Raw genomic sequence first — 18,345 nt, 5'->3', positions numbered from 1 at the left:
TAAATGCTAACGAATAAATTTAGCATCTCTAACTTAGTAAGCTAATTTAGTAAATTAACTTACTAAACTCAAAGTATCGAAAATAGAGTGGTTACGCTTGCGCGTAATTTTGCTTGTTACCCAACCAACGTTGAATTAGTGGGTCAACAACCTCTGGGTGTTGCTTAAGCATTTGCTGTGCAATCGGTCTAACTTGGTTGAGGATGTGCTTATCGCGGGTAAGATCGGCAATTTTAAACTCGGCTAACCCTGTTTGTTTTGTACCGAGTACTTCACCAGGGCCACGAATTTCTAAATCGCGCTCAGCTATCACAAAACCATCGTTACTATCGCGTAGTACACCTAATCGCTTTTGAGCAGTATGAGACAGTGGTGCGTGGTATAAAAGCACGCAATGCGATGCAGTAGCGCCACGGCCAACTCGCCCACGTAACTGATGCAGCTGTGCTAAGCCTAAGCGCTCAGGGTTTTCTATAATGATTAAGCTCGCATTAGGGACATCTACACCAACTTCAATAACCGTAGTGGCAACTAAAACATGTATATTGCCTGCTTTAAACTCGCTCATAATGGCTTGTTTTTCAGCTGATTTCATTCGCCCATGTACTAAACCTACGTTTAGCTCTGGTAATGCTTCTTTTAACTGCAGTGCACTGTCTTCGGCGGCTTGGCATTGCAGTACTTCAGATTCATCAATAAGAGTACACACCCAGTAAACTTGGCGGCCTTGCTCGTTACACGCTAATTTAACGCGGGCAATAATATCGTCTCTGCGAGTATCTGGAAGTGCTACTGTTGTGATTGGCGTACGCCCAGGTGGTAACTCGTCAATCACAGAGGTTTCTAAGTCGGCATAGGCTGTCATAGCGAGTGTACGCGGGATAGGTGTTGCGGTCATAACTAGTTGATGAGGGTAACAATCACCAAACTTACCCTTTTCGCGCAGTGATAAACGCTGGTGGACACCAAAGCGGTGTTGTTCATCGATAACGATAAGCACTAAGTTATTAAACTTAACTTCATCTTGAAATAAAGCGTGAGTACCAATAATCATTTGCGCCTCACCAGAGGCTATTTTTTCAAGTGTTGCTACGCGCTCTTTGCCTTTTGTTTTACCGCCAAGCCAAGCAACGGTTATACCTAGTTGATTAAACCACGTTGTAAAATTAACGCCATGTTGCTCTGATAAAATTTCAGTAGGAGCCATTAAAGCTACTTGAAAGCCCTGCGCAATGGCTGTTAGTGCACTAAGTGCTGCTACTAGGGTTTTACCTGAGCCTACATCGCCTTGCACTAAACGCATCATTGGATACGCGTGTTGCATGTCACCTTTAATTTCAGCAACTACGCGGCTTTGCGCATTTGTGGGTGCAAAAGGAAGTTGCTCTAAAAATTGGCTTTCTAATGTGTTTACCGGATTTAATGCCACGGCTTTAACTTGTTGCCCTTGCTCTCGTACTTTTAATAAGCTGAGGTTTTGAGCAAGTAACTCCTCAAATACAAGGCGCTGTTGAGCTGGGTGAGTACCTTGCTCTAATGCAGTTACATCAACATCATTTGGTGGGCGGTGCAGTAATAATAAGGCGTCACTTAGTGGCATATTTGATGGCTGCCACTGTGAAGGCAGTAGTTCTTCTACTGAGTATTTATGTAGTAAATCAATAGCCTGTTCGCTTAAAGCTCTAATCGATAGTTGCTTTAAACCTTCGGTTGTTGAATAAACGGGCGTTAATGTTGTCGCTACTGGTTGCTCGTTGGAAGTATCGCTGATGCTGTATTCAGGATGGCTCATTTCAAAGCCAACACGGCCACGGCGCACTTCACCAAAACAACGTATTATTTTACCAGCGCTAAATGCGTTTTTTTGTGCCGCGGTAAAATTAAAAAATCGTAGTGTTAGCCTGCCAGTACCATCATTGATTTGGCAAACAAGCATGCGCCTTTTACCAAACGTAATTTGGCTTGTTTCAATTGTTGCTTCAACACTTACGTGGCTATGAAGTGACAACTCGCTAATCGCGTATAAGCGAGTGCGATCTTCATAGCGAAGTGGCAAATGAAAAAGCATATCTTGCACAGTTAAAATACCTAGCTTTAACAAACGCTCAGCCATTTTTGGGCCGACCCCTTTGAGCTCTGTAATTGGGTATTGATTTAAGCTAGGTTTAGACAAATTATATCAATCTTATTATTTGTGAGTAGGCTAAGTGTACTTACAGAGCTTTAGTCCATCAAGTATGTTTTAAAGCTTGCCAAAATTGCTCGTCAGCGACTATTTCGCCGTTTTCATCAAGTGCAGGATAAGGTAATTTTTTTTGTTTACACTGCCTTGCAATAATAGGGTGGCAGCCTTCAAAGTAAAGTGGATGTTTAACTTCGGCGCTCAGCATATCTCTATTATATAAACCAGCCAGCTCGCGTTGGCGCTGTGCTTCAAACAATATTAGCGCAGCAGCAACCGAAACATTTAGTGATTGCACCATGCCTTGCATTGGAATAATAATATTTTGATCGGCATATTCTAGAGCTTTTTCTGATATCCCCGTTTTTTCTTGTCCAACAATAATAGCCGTTGGCTTGGTGTAATCTACTTCTCTAAAATCAACGGCATCTTCTGATAGATGAGTCGCTAATATTTGTATTTCTGGATTGCGTTCACGCATTGCAGTAACGGCATCATCAATATTTCTATGTAAGTGCGTCTCTAGCCAGTTTTTACTGCCACCTGAGGTATTATTTGTTAGCCATTTTTGCTTTTCAGGCCATACAGCATGTACGTGATGGCAACCAACCGCATCAGCACTTCGTACTATTGCAGATAAGTTATGGTGTTTGTGCACGTCTTCTAAACACACGGTTAGGTCTGTTTGACGGCGCGAAAGTACGTCTTCGATTCTTTGATAGCGAGTTTGCTGCATGGTTATCCTCTTTTTTCGGCAATTATACGAGATTTTTGCAGTTAAGGCATTACCGTACGGCTAATTGGATTTTGTAGAGAAATAAGTGTTTCTGTTGATTGAATGGCTTCTATTGCCTGTATTTTATTAATCAGCACATCTTGTAAGTGATCAATGGACTTTGTCATTACCTTTATAAATATACTGTAGTTACCTGTTGTGTAATAAGCCTCTACCACTTCCTCCAATGCTTCTAGCTTTATAAGCGTTTGCGGGTAATCTCGTGCGTTATTTAAATTAATACCTATAAAGCAGCACACATCGTAGCCTAGCTGTTTAGTATTAATCGTTAATTGGGTGCCTGTAATGATCCCTGCTTGCTTCATTTTTTCAATTCTTACGTGAATTGTCCCTGCGCTTACATTAAATCTTTTTGCTAATTCGGCGTACGCAGTACGGGCATTTGCCATTAACGCATGAAGTATCTGTTTATCGAGATTATCGAGATTATCGATTAAATAATTTTCCATTATATTTTTCTCATAAAATTATCGAATATATGATTTTTATACCATTTAATTAATGGTTTTTATATATTAAAGCTATTTTTGTTATGGGATATTGAATTAATCCTTTAAATCGTTACATTAACTTCATTAAGGGCGTTAATTAGATCGCTTTTTATCAATTAAGCAAGTAACAATAACTGGGAATGAGGCCAATTATTATGAGTTCACACTATGTGCAGCAACAGCAGCAAATAAGTAAAGTTAAGCAATTTTTTTCACAACAACTAGAAACCCAACTTGGGCTGGTTGAGGTTCAAGCCCCAATTTTGGCTAAGGTTGGCGACGGTACGCAAGATAACTTAAGCGGCCATGAAAACGCAGTTGCTGTAAATGTGAAAGCGATTACAGATAGCCGCTACGAAGTGGTGCATTCACTGGCTAAGTGGAAACGTAAAACACTGGCAACTTATGGCTTTAGTGTTGGTGAGGGTATTTACACTCAAATGAAGGCTTTGCGCCCAGATGAAGATTCATTAAGTCCTATTCATTCTGTATATGTTGATCAATGGGATTGGGAAAAAGTAATTAACGAAACGACAGAACGTTCGCTGGCAACACTAAAGCAAACTGTTCAATCTATTTATAAAGGGATAAAAGAGACGGAAGCTTTTGTAAGAGAGTCTTATGGCTTAACGCCTTTTTTACCGGACGATATTAAGTTTGTGCACAGTGAAGAGCTACGTAAAATGTATCCTGACTTTAGTGCTAAGCAACGCGAAAAAGCCATTGCACAAGAATATGGTGCTGTATTTTTAATTGGTATTGGTGGCGCGCTTGGAGATGGCAAAATTCATGATGTAAGAGCCCCAGATTACGATGATTGGTCTACGCCAACATGCGATCAATATATGGGTTTAAATGGTGATATTTTAGTATGGAACCCAGTACTTGAAGATGCATTTGAAATATCATCAATGGGTATACGTGTAAGCCCTGAGGTTTTAAAAGCGCAGTTAAGTACAACTGGAGATGAAGACCGCTTAGAGTTTGATTGGCATAAAGCGCTACTACAAAGTAAATTTCCGCAAACGATTGGCGGTGGAATAGGGCAGTCTCGCTTGGCTATGCTATTGCTACAAAAGCAGCATATTGGCCAAGTACAAGTGGGTGTATGGCCAAGTCAAACTTATGATACGGTAAGTGGCTTACTTTAAATTGTAAAAAAGTGAGTTAATTTGAGTGCTCAATAGAGCACTCAATTTTTTAGTGTGTTTTAAACTCTATTTCAATTTTATTATTTAAAAGTTTAACGTTGCACGGAGGGTAATTGCGGATTGTTTTAAGTACTTTATCAAAAATATGGATCTCTACGCCTGAATGCAAAACAGAATTCACCGTTAAATTAGCGTCGCTAAGTAAATCGTGTAAGTCATGATCTAAGTTTGAAAGACGTTTTTCTAATTTCTCTGCTTGCTCACAATAATGTTTCTGAGTAGCGCCAATTTTAGTGATTAATATTTTCTTCTTTTCGGCATCCTTCACTAAATCAGTTTTTTCTAGCGCTGCTTGCAGCGTATCTAATTGTGCATCTGTTTTAGCTAAGTCTCTAAAGCAATTATCAGTATCCGCTGTTATTTCAGCACCAGAAGCTGCTAAATTAATAATCATTTTAGCACCTGATTCATTCCCTATTTCGCCAGCAATGAGAGTTGTTGCATCAAGTATTTCACCACCAAATATTTTACCTTTAGGTAAGTCTGGTTGGCCTACTTGCAGTAAGCGTTTAGCTTTCATTACACAATGGCTTGTTTGGCGATCAATAAAAATATTATTTGCATCGAGATAACAATACTGTGAGTGAGATACATGAATATCACCTAGCGCAATTAGCTTGCAAGAAAGTGACTTACTATCCACTTTTTGATGGCCAATAATGCCTTGTTTAACCGTGATGTTTCCGCCTGCGGTAAGCTCACCTGATTCAACTGTGCCAAATATAGTAATATCGCCTTTGGCAGTTACTTTCATCCCAGGGTCTATATTGCGAGTAACAATAACACTGCCTTGAAAGTCAATATGGCCGCTTTTTACATTTACATCTGAAATGGTAAAAATATCGTCGACACGCATACCATTATTAATTTCAACCGGAACACCAGCAATAGTAGAGACTAACTCAAGCGGATTCATTTTTGATATTTCAGTCCCTTCGCCTGCCACTAATTGTTTATTTTCTCCGGGCTTTGCGGGCAGTATGTCACCTATTACGGTAAAGCCTTCTTTACCGGGGGTTGCTGGTTGCTGGCGAATAAGCACAGAGCCAGGTTCTACGCTTGCAAGCTTGCCAAAGTCGCGCATGTCCACACTGCCATCTTCTTTGAGCTTGGGCGCTTTTAAGCGGTCTTTTAAAGTCTCTACGGTTGTTATTAGTTTAGTGGCTAAACCATCGCTTGGGAGCCTACCTTTAGCTAATATCCCTTTAACTACAGATCCCGCAGAGTGTTCAGATTGTTTTTGCAGCAGCTGTTCTAAAAAAGCTTGTTTATACCCACGCACAATGCCTGCTTTAACGAGTTGTTTTTTTGCATCTTCTAAGCTTAATAGCTTTCCACCTTGGGCAAGCGTTAGCTCGCCAATGGCCAGCATTTTATCGTCGCTAATTGTTACATTTAAAGTGGCATTGTGTTTTGTTGCTACAACGAGAGTTTGTTGTGTGTTTTCGTTTTTAAAAAAATCATTAATAGCGTCATGATCTATTTTACAGTCGCAAAAAGCTGACTTTTCGAGAGCCTCTAAAATAAATGCAGCGCTGGGAGGAATATGCTCTTTTACATCAAGTAAAACATTTCCATTGTTGGCAAGCTTAAACACGAGTTAATCCTTTTTTACTACTTAAGTTAAGTTTGTTTTTTAAAACACAACTACAGATTGCTAGAAATTTACATTTGAGTCAAGAAGTCAGATAAAACGAAGTGTGGAGCGAAAAATAAAGGCTATAGAGAAGCTCTATAGCCTGTAATACTTAATTGGTAGAAGGTAATTCCATTATTCCGTCTATTTCAACTTGTGCACCTTTTGGTAGTGCACGAACACCTAATGCAGCTCTCGCTGGGTAAGGTTGTTTAAAGTATTGGCTCATCACTTCATTTACAGTGGCGAAGTTAGATAGATCAGTTAGGTAAATATTGATTTTAACTAAATCGTGAATTTTTCCGCCTGCTTCTTCACATACCGCAGCAATATTTTTAAATACTTGATGCGTTTGCTCGCTAAAATCTTCTGAAATCATTTCCATCGTTTCTGGAACTAATGGAATTTGACCAGATAAATAAACAGCGGTACCTACTTTAACTGCTTGGCTGTAAGTGCCAATAGCTGCAGGTGCTTTGTCGGTAGAGATAAATGCTTTATTCATGTGTTTCCTATTTTATTTTTTACGATAGACTTTTTGTACATCAGGCATAACGCGAATGCGGCGCATAATGTTAGCAACGTGGATACGGTTTTTAACGGTAACCCCTAAATCTATCACGTATAAATTACTTTCTTTTTCATCGGTGGCAATTTCGACAATATTGGCTTGGGTTGTAGCGACAACATTGGTTAGCTTAGCTAACGCGCCTTGATGGTTAATAATTTCAACTCTCAGAGCTGCAATATATTCTTTTTCTGGGTTATCGTCCCATTTTACAACTAAGTATTTAGAACGCTCATTTTCCCAACCACGAATATTTTTACATTCTTGGCGGTGAACGGTCAGGCCCTTACCTTGGCTTATATGAGCCGTAATGGCATCGCCTGGTACAGGTCGGCAACACTTAGAGTAATTCACTAACATGCCTTCAGTACCAATAATGGTCGCTTTAGCTTGGCTTGTTATATCAGTTAAATCGTCATTGTCATTTTGCAATAAGCGCTTGGCAATTAACATACTCATTAAGTTACCAGAGCCAATTTCTACAAGTAATTCAAGAAGCGTAGTTAGTTCGTGCTCTTCAAGTACTCTCGCTATATTTTCATCAGCAATGCTATCTAGTTTGTTTTCGCCTAATGCCGAATCAAGTAAACGACGCCCTAAAAGCATAGCTTCTTCATGATGCTGGCTTCTAAGGTAATTACGAACACCTAAGCGTGCTTTACCAGTAACAATAAAGTTTAGCCATGTTGCATTAGGGTGGGCACCTGAGCTTGTTATTATCTCTATGGTTTGCCCTGTATCTAATGGCCGACTTAAAGGATGTGGCTTGCGATTAACGCGAGCGCCTACACAAGTGTTGCCTACATCAGTATGAACCGCATACGCAAAATCGACTGCGGTAGCGCCCATTGGTAGCTCAACAATACGACCATCAGGTGTAAATACGTAAATTTCTTCTGGGAATAGCTCAGTTTTTACGTTTTCAATAAATTCAAACGATGAACCCGCACTTTGCTGAAGCTCTAATAAGCTTTGCATCCATTGGCGAGCACGTTGCTGCGAAGTATTACCGGCACCATCACCTGATTTTTTATACATCCAGTGCGCCGCTACACCTTTGTCGGCCATCTGATCCATATCGTGAGTACGAATCTGAATCTCAACAGGTATCCCGTGTGGGCCAACTAATGAAGTATGAAGCGATTGGTAACCATTAGTTTTTGGTACAGCAATATAATCTTTAAAGCGTGTTTCTATAGGCTTATAAAGACTATGAGCCACACCTAATACGCGATAACACGTATCCATAGAATCAACTGCAATTCTAAACGCGTAAATATCCATAACTTCGTTAAATAGCAGTTCTTTATTAAGCATTTTTTTATAAATACTATATAAATGTTTCTCACGGCCAGACACAGTCGCTTTAATGCCTGACTCTTCAAGACGTGCTTCTATTTCATGTTGGATATTAGTGATAACTTCTTTGCGATTACCACGTGCTTTAGCTACTTCAGATTTAAGTGCGCGATGACGCATAGGATATAAAGCTTGAAAACCTAAGTCTTCAAGCTCATTTTTAATATCGTGAATACCTAAGCGGTTTGCTATTGGCGCGTAAATCTCAAGCGTTTCACGTGCTATTCTGCGGCGCTTATCTGGGCGCAGTGCCCCTAAAGTACGCATATTGTGCGTTCTATCAGCAAGCTTGATTAAAATAACTCGAATATCCTGAGTCATTGCCATAATCATTTTGCGGTAGTTTTCAGCTTGGAATTCTTTTTTATCTTTAAAGCTGAGCTTATCGAGCTTACTTACACCTTCAACGAGTTCTGCCACAGTTTCGCCAAAAATTTCGGCTAAATCTTGTTGGCTAAAATCAGTATCTTCAATTACATCATGCATTAGCGCGGCCATGAGCGTTTCATGGTCAAGATGCATGCCTGCAAGAATTTGGGTTACTTCTACTGGATGAGTTATGTAAGGTTCGCCACTTGAGCGAGTTTGTCCTTCATGGGCCTCTCGGGCTACCACGTAAGATTTTTGAACCAGCTCTACATCAGCAGCGGGCAAGTATTCTGAAATTTTCTTTTTAAGACCTTCAAAAAGATACATTCACACTCCAATGTTCTAGGGCCTGTTGACCTTTCAGGATTAAAATTTGTTCAATCTAGGGGCGATTTAATCGCGGCGCGAGGTTTTTAGCCTAGCGGGCTAAGTAAAAATCGAGCAACAAAGAGTAAATTGCCCCTAGGCAGAACCCTTTGGGCAGCGCATGTTTGGCATTTATGCTGCGTTATCGCCTATTTATGGGAAATAACCACACTACATAGGCTCTGCCTTGCCTAAATACCAAGCATACTGCTGCAAATTTAACCTCGAAAGATAAACAGGCCCTAGTGAAGCAAATTAGGTAAGCTACGAATATACGATGAAATGAAAGGATTGCCAACGGCTATAGTAGAAATACTGCGCCGTTGGCTAAATCAGACCGGGAGGTCGATTATTGGTTGCCACCAACAATGGCAGCAACAGCAGCTAATTCTGCTGCTTCTTGGTGTTGTTGTTCTTCACGGTCAATTAAGTCCATTGAAGCGCTATCAACTAAACCTAATTCAATTTCACGTAAAGCAACTACCGTTGGCTTATCGTTTTCAGGGTCTACTAGTGGAGTTTTACCACCAACAGCAATTTGGCGGGCACGACGAGCCGCAACTAAAATTAAGTCAAAACGATTACCAACTGCATCTACTGCATCTTCAACTGTTACGCGGGCCATCACAGCACTCCAAAAATAATTTAAAAGCAAAGACGTAGTTTACTCCAAGGAGCCACTTTCGCCAATAGCCAGTGTTCAATTTTTATCAGTTTTACTTGCCTAAGCCTAATTTAAGTAGGCTTAAATTATTTAAGCAGACTATTTAGTAAAACTTGATGACGATCTTCTTGCGCTTTTAGTGTTAAGCGCTGAGCCATTACAATCATTTCTATGTCGCCAAGTGCGCTCTCAAAGTCATCATTAACAATTACAAAGTCGTATTCGTTATAATGTGATGTTTCAGATTGTGCTTTTGCCATACGAGAGGCAATAACTTCAGCCGAATCTTGGCCACGGTTATTTAAGCGTTGTTCTAATTCTTCTTTTGAAGGCGGTAGAATAAAAATAGTTTGTACGCTTGGCATAATTTTGCGCACTTGCTGAGCGCCTTGCCAATCAATATCTAAAAACACATCAATACCCGCATCAAGTTGCGACTCAATAGCCTGCTTTGATGTGCCGTAGTAATTATCGAATACTTGAGCCCATTCAAAAAAGTCATCTTTGGCAATAAGCGCTTTAAATTCGTCTGTAGATACAAAGTGATAATGCACGCCATTTTCTTCACCTGGGCGAGGGGCGCGAGTTGTATGTGATACAGATACTTTCATGTCAGCGTGTTTTTTTAATAACGCATTGATTAAGCTTGATTTACCAGCACCAGAAGGGGCTGACAAAATAAATAAGTTACCGCGAGTTTGTGCCATGTTTTTCTCTACCTAAAAATAAACAGGCTTGGGTTACAAGTAAGCCAAGCCTTTAATTAATTGTATTGTACTTTAATTAGCTCACCTTGCTCAAGTTAGTCGTACTCATGTTGGTCATGTCCAAATTGGCTTGGGAGTATTTTGCTAAGTTAGATTTTAAATAAAATTGCAGTTTAAAATTGTCAACGGAACTAGCCGCTAGATATAAGTATTTGATAAGGTGAAGTATCACCTATTAAAGGAGCCTTTATGCTTAATAAAACCTTATTTACCGCACAACAAGTAAGAGATAGTGAAGCTTTAGCGGCTAAAAATAGTCATTGCGATTTATTTACCCTAATGCAGCGAGCAGGAGAGGCTGTATATAAGCAATGGCAGCTATTTGATGCACAGCATACATTAGTCATTGTTGGCCATGGTAACAATGCTGGAGACGGTTACATTGTAGCTAGGCTGATCAAGCAATCAGGTAAAAATGTAACAGTATGTGCTGCTGAACCCGAAAAAACATTAAAAGGTGATGCTGCAAAAGCGCAGCAGCTATGGGTAGAAGCGGGTGGGGTGGTTTTTCATTTTACAAAAGATGCTCTTAATGAGTGCGATATAGTTATTGATGCGCTCCTTGGTACTGGCCTTAAAAACGCAGTGCGCGATAATTTTGCGAATATAATAAAAGCTGTAAATAACAGTGATAAGCCCGTAATAAGCATTGATATTCCATCAGGCATTGAAGCAAATACAGGACAGCCTTTAGGGTGCGCAGTACAAGCGACTTCAACCGTTACTTTTGTAGGTATAAAGCAAGGGCTCACAACGACGGCAGGTAAACAATATAGCGGTAAGTTAGTATTTGATGATTTAGCAATTGGTGATGCGTTTACTTCTATCGCTCAATCTTCAGGAACCCTTGTTAATATCAATAGCTTTAAAGGAATAGCCACGCGGGCAATCAATAGTCACAAAGGAAGCCACGGTAAACTTTTATGTGTTGGTGGCAATCAAGGTACTGCAGGTGCAATTAGGTTAAGTAGTGAAGCAGCTCTTAGAACGGGTGCTGGCATGGTAAGAGTGTATACACACGAAAGCTCAATAACGCCTATTAGTATTGGCAGACCAGAACTTATGGTAAGCAGTAATAACTTACATCAAGCGCTAGAGTGGGCAAGCTGCGTTGTTATTGGCCCAGGGCTTGGGCAAGACGAGTGGGCACAACAAACATTCGATGAAGTAATGCAATATTGCCAAAACAATAAAATGCCATTGGTTATAGATGCAGATGCCCTTAATTTACTGGCTAAGCAAGCTTCATCATACACGTTAGAGCAATGCGTACTTACTCCACATCCCGGCGAAGCCTCTCGACTGCTAAGTGTTAGCACCAGCGACATAGAATCAGACCGTTTTAATTATGCTCGCCTTTGCGCCAAGCGCTATACCGCGACTTGTGTATTAAAAGGGGCTGGAACATTAATAGATAATGCCCAGCAAACATGGGTATGTGAAGATGGCAACCCGGCATTGGCCGTTGGCGGCAGTGGCGATGTACTCACTGGTATTATTGGGGCATTGCTTGCCCAAGGTTTAACTATTGATGAAGCAGCACGCTATGGTGTAACACTGCATGCTAAAGCCGGTGATATTGCAAGTGAGCGAGACGGGCAAAGGGGAATGCTACCCAGTGATTTATTCCCAATTGTAAGAGAGTTAGTTAATAAAGTGACGTGAGTTTAAGCGTCACTTTATCGTACTAATTATTAAGCTGCAGTAAATCCCATTTTGTACCATATAAGTCTTCAAAAACCACTACGGTGCCATAGGGTTCTACTCGAGGCTTTTCGTTAAATGTAACGCCTTTAGAAAGCATTAAATTATAATCTCGCCAAAAGTCATTGGTATGCAAAAATAAAAAAACGCGACCACCCGTTTGATTACCAATAGCGCTGATCTGTTCGGGTGTTGTGGCTTTAGCAAGCAGTAGATTAGTCCTGCTCGAATTAGTCCCATTTGAACTAGCTCCGTTTGAATTTGGAGGTGAAATTAACACCCAGCGTTTACCCTCTCCTAAATCAGTATCCTCTACTAACTCAAAATTGAGCTTTTGAGTATAAAACTCAATGGCATCGTCGTAGTCCTTAACAACTAATGCAATGCTGCCGATATGCTGTTGAACGTTAGTCATGTTTAGCTCACTCCGTACTATTAAATAAATGTGCTTTTTATCATATTTACGCAGGGTATATGCCCGCAGTATGTAACTTAGTTATAGGTATAAATTAAACAGTATCAATCTGCTTTATAATAAAAAGCAAAACCCAGCCGAGGCTGGGTCTACTTTAAACCGATTTTTTAGTACTAAGTGCATAAAGTGTTTATCTGTGTAATTCACCAGCACGTTCTGGTTGATAAGTTACTTCTTTTATTTTTACCTTTATTAAGCCGCCACTCGGTTTAGGCCACTCAATTTCGTCGCCTTGGTTTAGTCCAAGTAATGCGCTACCTACAGGTGATAATATCGATATTTTATCGCCGCTAGAGTCACTGTTTTTCGGGTACACCAAGGTTAACGTAAATTCTTCTTTAGAAGACTCAACAATAAAGTTTACAGTTGAGTTCATCGTTACAACTGATGATGGCATATCTTTAGGTTCGACTATTGTTGCTCGTGCCAGTTCAGCTTCCAATTCTTCTTTATTAGCAAAGCTACCTGCAGGCAATGATTCCATTAAGTCATATAATCTATCTGCATCGAGTGATGAGATGATCAGTTCAGGTTTTTTATTCATCTTAATATCCTTAATAATTTTTAATAAATAAAATTAACTCTGAGTATGGCTTGGCATGCATTTAAGAAGCAAAGGGATACGCGAAGTCATTTTATTAATTAGCCACACCTGTGGCTTTTACTTTATTTGTGCCCAATAGCTAAAAACCCAGCCGAAGCTGGGTTTTTATTTGAGCTAGGTGTTTAGGGGATGATTACATCATTCCGCCCATACCACCCATTCCGCCCATGCCACCCATATCAGCGCCACCAGCTTCATCTTTTGGGATTTCAGCTACCATTGCTTCAGTAGTGATCATTAGACCCGCAATAGACCCTGCAAACTGTAATGCAGAGCGTGTTACTTTAGTTGGATCTAGGATACCCATTTCAATCATGTCGTTGTATTCACCAGTTGCTGCGTTGTAACCAAAGTTACCGTCGCCGCCTTTAACTGCGTTAATTACAACTGATGCTTCTTCGCCAGCGTTAGTTACGATTTGACGAAGTGGTGCTTCCATTGCACGAAGTGCAACTTTAATACCGTGGTTTTGATCTTCGTTGTCGCCAACTAAATCAACTAGCTTGCTAGCTGCACGTACAAGTGCAACACCGCCACCAGGTACTACGCCTTCTTCAACCGCTGCACGAGTTGCATTTAATGCATCTTCAACGCGGTCTTTTTTCTCTTTCATTTCCATTTCAGTAGCAGCACCTACTTTGATTACTGCAACACCGCCAGCTAGTTTAGCCATGCGCTCTTGTAGTTTCTCTTTATCGTAGTCTGATGTTGCTTCTTCGATTTGTGCTTTAATTTGTGAAACACGACCGCTAATACCCGCTTCTTCACCAGCACCATCAATGATTGTTGTATCATCTTTAGTGATAATTACGCGCTTAGCTGTACCTAGGTCTTCAACTGTTGCTTTTTCAAGCTCTAAGCCGATTTCTTCAGAAATAACAGTACCGCCAGTTAATACAGCGATATCTTGTAGCATTGCTTTACGACGGTCGCCAAAACCAGGTGCTTTAACTGCTGATACTTTAACAATACCGCGCATGTTATTAACTACTAATGTAGCTAGTGCTTCGCCTTCAAGGTCTTCTGCGATGATTAGTAGTGGTTTGCTTGCTTTAGCAACCGCTTCTAATGTTGGTAATAATTCGCGGATGTTAGATATTTTTTTATCTACAAGTAGAATAAATGGGTTATCTAGTTCAACAGTACCTTTTTCTGGGCTGTTGATGAAGTAAGGAGATAAGTAACCACGGTCAAACTGCATGCCTTCAACAACATCTAGTTCGTTTTCAAGTGATTGACCTTCTTCTACAGTAATAACACCACTGTTACGGCCTACTTTTTCCATTGCTTGTGCAATGATGTCGCCAATCTCTTTATCAGAGTTAGCTGAAATAGTACCTACTTGTGCAATTGCTTTAGTATCAGAACAAGGAACAGATAACGCTTTAAGCTCTGCAACAGCAGCAATAACTGCTTTGTCGATGCCGCGCTTAAGATCCATTGGGTTCATACCCGCTGCAACAGCTTTAAGGCCTTCATTAACAATAGACTGTGCAAGTACTGTAGCGGTAGTTGTACCATCGCCGGCTGCATCATTTGCTTTAGATGCAACTTCTTTAACCATTTGTGCGCCCATGTTCTCAAACTTGTCTTCAAGTTCGATTTCTTTTGCTACAGATACACCATCTTTAGTGATAACTGGTGAGCCAAATGATTTATCTAGTACAACGTTACGGCCTTTAGGACCTAATGTAACTTTTACTGCGTTTGCCAGGATGTTTACGCCAGTTAGCATTTTAGCGCGTGCGTCACCTGCAAAAAGTACTTCTTTTGCTGCCATGTTTTAAATTCCTCTAAATTCTTAAATGTTTATAAACGAAAAGTAGGTTTAGCCTACAATGCCTAAAATATTATCTTCACGCATGATCAGGTACTCTTGACCTTCGATCTTTTCAACTTTTTCAACATATGAGCCAAATAACACAGTGTCACCGGCTTTAACTTCTAACGCTCTCACGTCACCGTTTTCTAAAACGCGACCATTACCTACGGCTACAACTTCTCCGCGAGTTGATTTTTCAGCTGCAGAGCCAGTTAATACAATACCGCCAGCAGATTTTGTTTCTTCTTCTAGACGTTTAACGATTACGCGATCTTGTAAAGGACGAATGTTCATGTTTTTTAGTTCTCCTAACAGTTTCTGAACAGTACAGAAAAAAGCTTTTCTAATTTGCATTCATTAATGGGGGTAGAGTGAAAAATTCCAAGAGAAAAAACGATAAATTTTTAATCTTTTCGCTCATATTCACCATCAATAGTGGTTGGTCGTTCCATTTGCCCTTGCTCTCGTTCAGCATGTTGCTGCCCAGCAAACGGCGATGGCCCTTGTTGCATGCCTGCGCTCATTCTAACAGTTGCTTGGCTAGCAAGGCCTGCAGCCAATTTGTTACGAATTGCAGGGGTTAATAATAGTAGCCCAAATACGTCAGTCATAATGCCAGGGGTAAGGAGTAATACACCTGCAATTACAACGCATATTCCGGTAAATAATTCTTTGGCTGGCATTTGCCCTTGCGCCATTTGCGCTTGTACGTTTTGCAGCGCCCCCATACCTTGTGTTTTAACCATTTTGGCACCTAAAATCGCCGTAATAACAACAAGTGCAATTGTTGCAAATCCGCCAATCACGTCGCTTACTTGAATCAGCAAAGCGATTTCGATAATAGGGATGATAATAAACAACACAAATAAAAATCTAAACATAGCGCTCTCTAAATAATGACACTCAAAAGAGTTGATGAAATATAAATGAGGGTGACGAGGTCTCTTTTCAAGGTTAGGGCATAGGTATCGTCATTTTACTGATATTTTAGCGTCTACACATTGTATCGGCTATCAGATACTATGATGATAGACACTGTCCAATAAGTATAGGTTCATAATGACTACGCATTTTAAAATGATTTTTACGACCTGCAAAGACGAAGCAGAAGCACGCACACTTGCAAGGGCGTTGGTAGAAAAAAAACTAGCTGCTTGTGTAAATATTTTACCTAACATGGGCTCTATTTATATGTGGGAAGGCGAAGTTGCAGAAGCAACTGAGGCTAAGCTACTTATAAAAACGAAATCAGATAAAATGAACGATGTGTTTCTAACAATAAAAGAGTTACATAGCTACGAAGTGCCAGAGATTCAGGTTTTAGAAGTTTCTACGGGAAATTTGGCGTATTTTAATTGGATGGACGAGGTACTGAATTAATGCGTTTTTTCTTTTTATTGTTGGTTACATTATTAACCGTACCTGTAAAGGCTGCGACTAATAATGTGCTTGGTGATCTACTTGGGCCTCCTCAACACACTTTTTTACCTGTAGACCAAGCGTTTGTATTTGACTTTGATCAGCAAGGCAGCACCTTGTTTGTAGGTTGGGATATAGCGCCAGACTATTATTTATATAAAAAGAAAATAGAAATCATTGCCAAGGGCGCAAACATCCAAGTAGGTGACTCTGGTAGTGGCGAAATTATTGAAGATGAATTTTTTGGTAAAACAGAAGTCTTTTTTAATACCGCGAGCGTTGTTAGTAAGTTAAGTAATATTACTGAGGGAGCGGTTGTTAAAGTTCGCTATCAGGGCTGTGCAAAAGCAGGGCTTTGTTATCCACCAGAAGTGATTAGCATTCCACTTAGTGTAATTAGTGGCGCACAGATTAAAAATGTAGATCAAAATAGCGCTACAGATGAAGCGGCAACAGCGCAAAGTACATTTTCAGCACTCAACGAGCCAACGACTGAACTTACAACAAATTCGGATGATACCGAAAAAGAACTGACTTTTACTGAGCAATTAGCCAGTCAGAGTTTAATAACTAATTTACTCATATTTTTTGCTGTTGGTGTAGGCCTTGCTTTTACGCCGTGCGTATTTCCTATGTTTCCTATTTTGTCGAGCTTAATTGCGGGTCAGCAAAACCTTTCAACTAAAAAAGCGTTTGCGTTGTCGTTTGTATATATACAAGGTATGGCAGTTACCTATGCAGCGCTTGGCTTAGTTGTTGCTGCGCTTGGTGGGCAAGTGCAGGGGTATTTACAGCATCCATTTGTGTTAATCAGCTTTAGTTTATTGTTTGTATTATTGGCTATGTCGATGTTTGGTTGGTACGAAATTAAACTGCCAAGCAGTATGATGAGCAAGCTAACCCAAGTAAGTAACAACCAAAAAGGCGGCAACTACGTTGGCGTATTTTTAATGGGTGTACTTTCGGGCTTAATAGCATCACCTTGTACTACTGCGCCATTGTCGGCGGCACTGTTATTTGTAGCGCAAAGTGGTGATTACTTAGTAGGTGGTTTAACACTGTACGTGCTCAGTTTAGGTATGGGGTTACCACTTTTATTACTTGGTACATCTGGCGGTAAATTGCTTCCTAAAGCGGGTGGTTGGATGGAGCAAGTTAAAACCTTGTTTGGTTTTGTGATGCTCGTTGTGCCGCTTATATTACTTGAGCGACTAATCAGCGCCGACATTATATTATTAATGGCAGGTGTGCTTGCACTAGCAACAGCACTGTACTTACATCATTGGCAAAGTAGCCAAACACAAAGCAAGTTAAAAACTGCATTATGGTTTGCTGCAACTCTATTAGTTATTACAGGCTTTACGTTAACTAAAAACTACTTTTGGCCAGTTCAAGTACAAACAGTACAGGTAAGCTCACAAAATAATGAGTTTAAACAGGTTGCTGATTTAGCAGAACTAAAAGAAGCAGTTGCACAAGCAAACGACGAAGGTCGAATGGTTATGGTCGATTTATATGCCGACTGGTGTGTGGCGTGTAAAGAGTTTGAACATTACACCTTTCCTGATGCCAAAGTGCAAAGTGAGTTTAGCCACTATCAACTTATTCAAATTGATTTAACTGAGAGTGATAATAAAACAATTGAGCTAATGGAAGAGTACACGGTGTTTGGTTTACCTAGTATTTTGTTTTTTAATACTCAAGGACAAGAGCTTAGTACGCAGCGCGTAACGGGCTTTTTAAATGCTGAGGACTTTGCTAAACACCTAGCAGTTGTGCGCGCCAGCGCACAATAATAGTGCAATAGTGCCACTTGAATTGACTAAGTGGCACCTTCTTAATTCTTCTTATATTTGTACCCACGACACTGATAAGACCAGTATTTTGCTGCTATTTACGTCGAAATCACTAT

Annotated in this window: 17 protein-coding genes; 4 read left to right on the top strand and 13 right to left on the bottom strand. The window is 40.3% G+C overall.

The window, feature by feature from the left end; translation table 11 throughout:
• Nucleotides 1-91: 91 nt before the first annotated feature.
• Genes recG through asnC form a run of 3 tightly spaced genes read right to left on the bottom strand, consistent with a single transcriptional unit; the run spans nucleotide 92 to nucleotide 3,427 of the window.
• The gene (gene recG, locus GQR38_RS13400) at nucleotides 92-2,173 is read right to left on the bottom strand and encodes an ATP-dependent DNA helicase RecG (protein WP_165722217.1); all 2,082 of its coding nucleotides are present in this window, start codon (nucleotides 2,171-2,173) and stop codon (nucleotides 92-94) included.
• A gap of 58 nt (nucleotides 2,174-2,231) precedes the next feature.
• Nucleotides 2,232-2,918 (bottom strand): tRNA (guanosine(18)-2'-O)-methyltransferase TrmH, encoded by a 687-nt coding sequence (trmH, locus tag GQR38_RS13395; protein ID WP_007580009.1) that lies wholly within the window; start codon nucleotides 2,916-2,918, stop codon nucleotides 2,232-2,234.
• A gap of 41 nt (nucleotides 2,919-2,959) precedes the next feature.
• The gene (gene asnC, locus GQR38_RS13390; protein WP_165722215.1) at nucleotides 2,960-3,427 is read right to left on the bottom strand and encodes a transcriptional regulator AsnC; all 468 of its coding nucleotides are present in this window, start codon (nucleotides 3,425-3,427) and stop codon (nucleotides 2,960-2,962) included.
• 197 nt (nucleotides 3,428-3,624) lie between these two features.
• Between asnC and asnA the strand changes: the two genes are divergently transcribed.
• A complete protein-coding gene (gene asnA / locus GQR38_RS13385; RefSeq protein ID WP_165722213.1) occupies nucleotides 3,625-4,620 on the top strand; it encodes an aspartate--ammonia ligase in 996 nt (331 codons plus the stop codon).
• Between the two features lie 49 nt (nucleotides 4,621-4,669).
• Here asnA and GQR38_RS13380 read toward each other — a convergent pair whose 3' ends face one another.
• From GQR38_RS13380 to gmk, 5 genes are all read right to left on the bottom strand, one after another.
• The gene (locus GQR38_RS13380; RefSeq protein ID WP_165722212.1) at nucleotides 4,670-6,277 is read right to left on the bottom strand and encodes a FapA family protein; all 1,608 of its coding nucleotides are present in this window, start codon (nucleotides 6,275-6,277) and stop codon (nucleotides 4,670-4,672) included.
• Between the two features lie 151 nt (nucleotides 6,278-6,428).
• Nucleotides 6,429-6,821: a RidA family protein gene (locus tag GQR38_RS13375; protein WP_007580015.1), complete on the bottom strand. Its 393-nt coding sequence runs from the start codon at nucleotides 6,819-6,821 to the stop codon at nucleotides 6,429-6,431.
• 12 nt (nucleotides 6,822-6,833) lie between these two features.
• A complete protein-coding gene (spoT, locus tag GQR38_RS13370; protein WP_007580016.1) occupies nucleotides 6,834-8,939 on the bottom strand; it encodes a bifunctional GTP diphosphokinase/guanosine-3',5'-bis pyrophosphate 3'-pyrophosphohydrolase in 2,106 nt (701 codons plus the stop codon).
• A gap of 388 nt (nucleotides 8,940-9,327) precedes the next feature.
• Complete coding sequence (gene rpoZ, locus GQR38_RS13365; RefSeq protein WP_007378835.1) at nucleotides 9,328-9,603, bottom strand: DNA-directed RNA polymerase subunit omega; 276 nt, start codon at nucleotides 9,601-9,603, stop codon at nucleotides 9,328-9,330.
• A gap of 125 nt (nucleotides 9,604-9,728) precedes the next feature.
• The gene (gene gmk / locus GQR38_RS13360) at nucleotides 9,729-10,349 is read right to left on the bottom strand and encodes a guanylate kinase (protein WP_010554822.1); all 621 of its coding nucleotides are present in this window, start codon (nucleotides 10,347-10,349) and stop codon (nucleotides 9,729-9,731) included.
• Nucleotides 10,350-10,598: 249 nt separating this feature from the next.
• On the opposite strand from gmk, the gene GQR38_RS13355 reads away from it, so the two are divergent.
• Nucleotides 10,599-12,074, top strand: a complete 1,476-nt coding sequence (locus GQR38_RS13355; RefSeq protein WP_165722210.1) for an NAD(P)H-hydrate dehydratase — start codon at nucleotides 10,599-10,601, stop codon at nucleotides 12,072-12,074.
• A 22-nt stretch (nucleotides 12,075-12,096) separates the two neighbouring features.
• Here GQR38_RS13355 and GQR38_RS13350 read toward each other — a convergent pair whose 3' ends face one another.
• The 5 genes from GQR38_RS13350 to GQR38_RS13330 all read right to left on the bottom strand — a co-directional run bounded on the left by GQR38_RS13350 (nucleotide 12,097) and on the right by GQR38_RS13330 (nucleotide 15,895).
• Nucleotides 12,097-12,528: a VOC family protein gene (locus GQR38_RS13350; protein WP_165722208.1), complete on the bottom strand. Its 432-nt coding sequence runs from the start codon at nucleotides 12,526-12,528 to the stop codon at nucleotides 12,097-12,099.
• 190 nt (nucleotides 12,529-12,718) lie between these two features.
• Nucleotides 12,719-13,132, bottom strand: coding sequence for a nucleoside diphosphate kinase regulator (gene rnk / locus GQR38_RS13345; RefSeq protein WP_010555031.1), 414 nt, complete (start codon nucleotides 13,130-13,132; stop codon nucleotides 12,719-12,721).
• Nucleotides 13,133-13,325: 193 nt separating this feature from the next.
• Entirely contained in the window at nucleotides 13,326-14,972 is a 1,647-nt protein-coding gene (gene groL, locus GQR38_RS13340; RefSeq protein WP_007580030.1) for a chaperonin GroEL, read from the bottom strand.
• Between the two features lie 48 nt (nucleotides 14,973-15,020).
• On the bottom strand, nucleotides 15,021-15,308 hold the full coding sequence (locus tag GQR38_RS13335) for a co-chaperone GroES (RefSeq protein ID WP_007580032.1): 288 nt from the start codon (nucleotides 15,306-15,308) through the stop codon (nucleotides 15,021-15,023).
• A gap of 110 nt (nucleotides 15,309-15,418) precedes the next feature.
• Nucleotides 15,419-15,895, bottom strand: coding sequence for an FxsA family protein (locus tag GQR38_RS13330; RefSeq protein WP_007580034.1), 477 nt, complete (start codon nucleotides 15,893-15,895; stop codon nucleotides 15,419-15,421).
• Nucleotides 15,896-16,073: 178 nt separating this feature from the next.
• Between GQR38_RS13330 and cutA the strand changes: the two genes are divergently transcribed.
• Nucleotides 16,074-16,394: a divalent-cation tolerance protein CutA gene (gene cutA, locus GQR38_RS13325; protein ID WP_007580036.1), complete on the top strand. Its 321-nt coding sequence runs from the start codon at nucleotides 16,074-16,076 to the stop codon at nucleotides 16,392-16,394.
• On the top strand, nucleotides 16,394-18,229 hold the full coding sequence (locus GQR38_RS13320; RefSeq protein WP_165722206.1) for a protein-disulfide reductase DsbD: 1,836 nt from the start codon (nucleotides 16,394-16,396) through the stop codon (nucleotides 18,227-18,229). The genes cutA and GQR38_RS13320 overlap by 1 nt, the downstream gene beginning before the upstream one ends.
• The last annotated feature ends 116 nt before the right edge of the window (nucleotides 18,230-18,345 follow it).

Source organism: Pseudoalteromonas sp. c7(2019) (genome assembly GCF_011378625.1).
Lineage (GTDB): Bacteria > Pseudomonadota > Gammaproteobacteria > Enterobacterales > Alteromonadaceae > Pseudoalteromonas > Pseudoalteromonas arctica.
The sequence above is the reverse complement of the archived record's forward strand: the minus strand, read 5'-3'. Positions and strand labels throughout refer to the sequence as shown.

Bases quoted from the DNA above. Each gene is read 5' to 3' on its own strand.
- trmH (WP_007580009.1), bottom strand. From the start codon at position 2,918: ATGCAGCAAACTCGCTATCAAAGAATCGAAGACGTACTTTCGCGCCGT.
- asnC (WP_165722215.1), bottom strand. From the start codon at position 3,427: ATGGAAAATTATTTAATCGATAATCTCGATAATCTCGATAAACAGATA.
- asnA (WP_165722213.1), top strand. From the start codon at position 3,625: ATGAGTTCACACTATGTGCAGCAACAGCAGCAAATAAGTAAAGTTAAG.
- GQR38_RS13375 (WP_007580015.1), bottom strand. From the start codon at position 6,821: ATGAATAAAGCATTTATCTCTACCGACAAAGCACCTGCAGCTATTGGC.
- spoT (WP_007580016.1), bottom strand. From the start codon at position 8,939: ATGTATCTTTTTGAAGGTCTTAAAAAGAAAATTTCAGAATACTTGCCC.
- rpoZ (WP_007378835.1), bottom strand. From the start codon at position 9,603: ATGGCCCGCGTAACAGTTGAAGATGCAGTAGATGCAGTTGGTAATCGT.
- gmk (WP_010554822.1), bottom strand. From the start codon at position 10,349: ATGGCACAAACTCGCGGTAACTTATTTATTTTGTCAGCCCCTTCTGGT.
- GQR38_RS13355 (WP_165722210.1), top strand. From the start codon at position 10,599: ATGCTTAATAAAACCTTATTTACCGCACAACAAGTAAGAGATAGTGAA.
- GQR38_RS13350 (WP_165722208.1), bottom strand. From the start codon at position 12,528: ATGACTAACGTTCAACAGCATATCGGCAGCATTGCATTAGTTGTTAAG.
- rnk (WP_010555031.1), bottom strand. From the start codon at position 13,132: ATGAATAAAAAACCTGAACTGATCATCTCATCACTCGATGCAGATAGA.
- groL (WP_007580030.1), bottom strand. From the start codon at position 14,972: ATGGCAGCAAAAGAAGTACTTTTTGCAGGTGACGCACGCGCTAAAATG.
- GQR38_RS13335 (WP_007580032.1), bottom strand. From the start codon at position 15,308: ATGAACATTCGTCCTTTACAAGATCGCGTAATCGTTAAACGTCTAGAA.
- GQR38_RS13330 (WP_007580034.1), bottom strand. From the start codon at position 15,895: ATGTTTAGATTTTTATTTGTGTTGTTTATTATCATCCCTATTATCGAA.
- cutA (WP_007580036.1), top strand. From the start codon at position 16,074: ATGACTACGCATTTTAAAATGATTTTTACGACCTGCAAAGACGAAGCA.
- GQR38_RS13320 (WP_165722206.1), top strand. From the start codon at position 16,394: ATGCGTTTTTTCTTTTTATTGTTGGTTACATTATTAACCGTACCTGTA.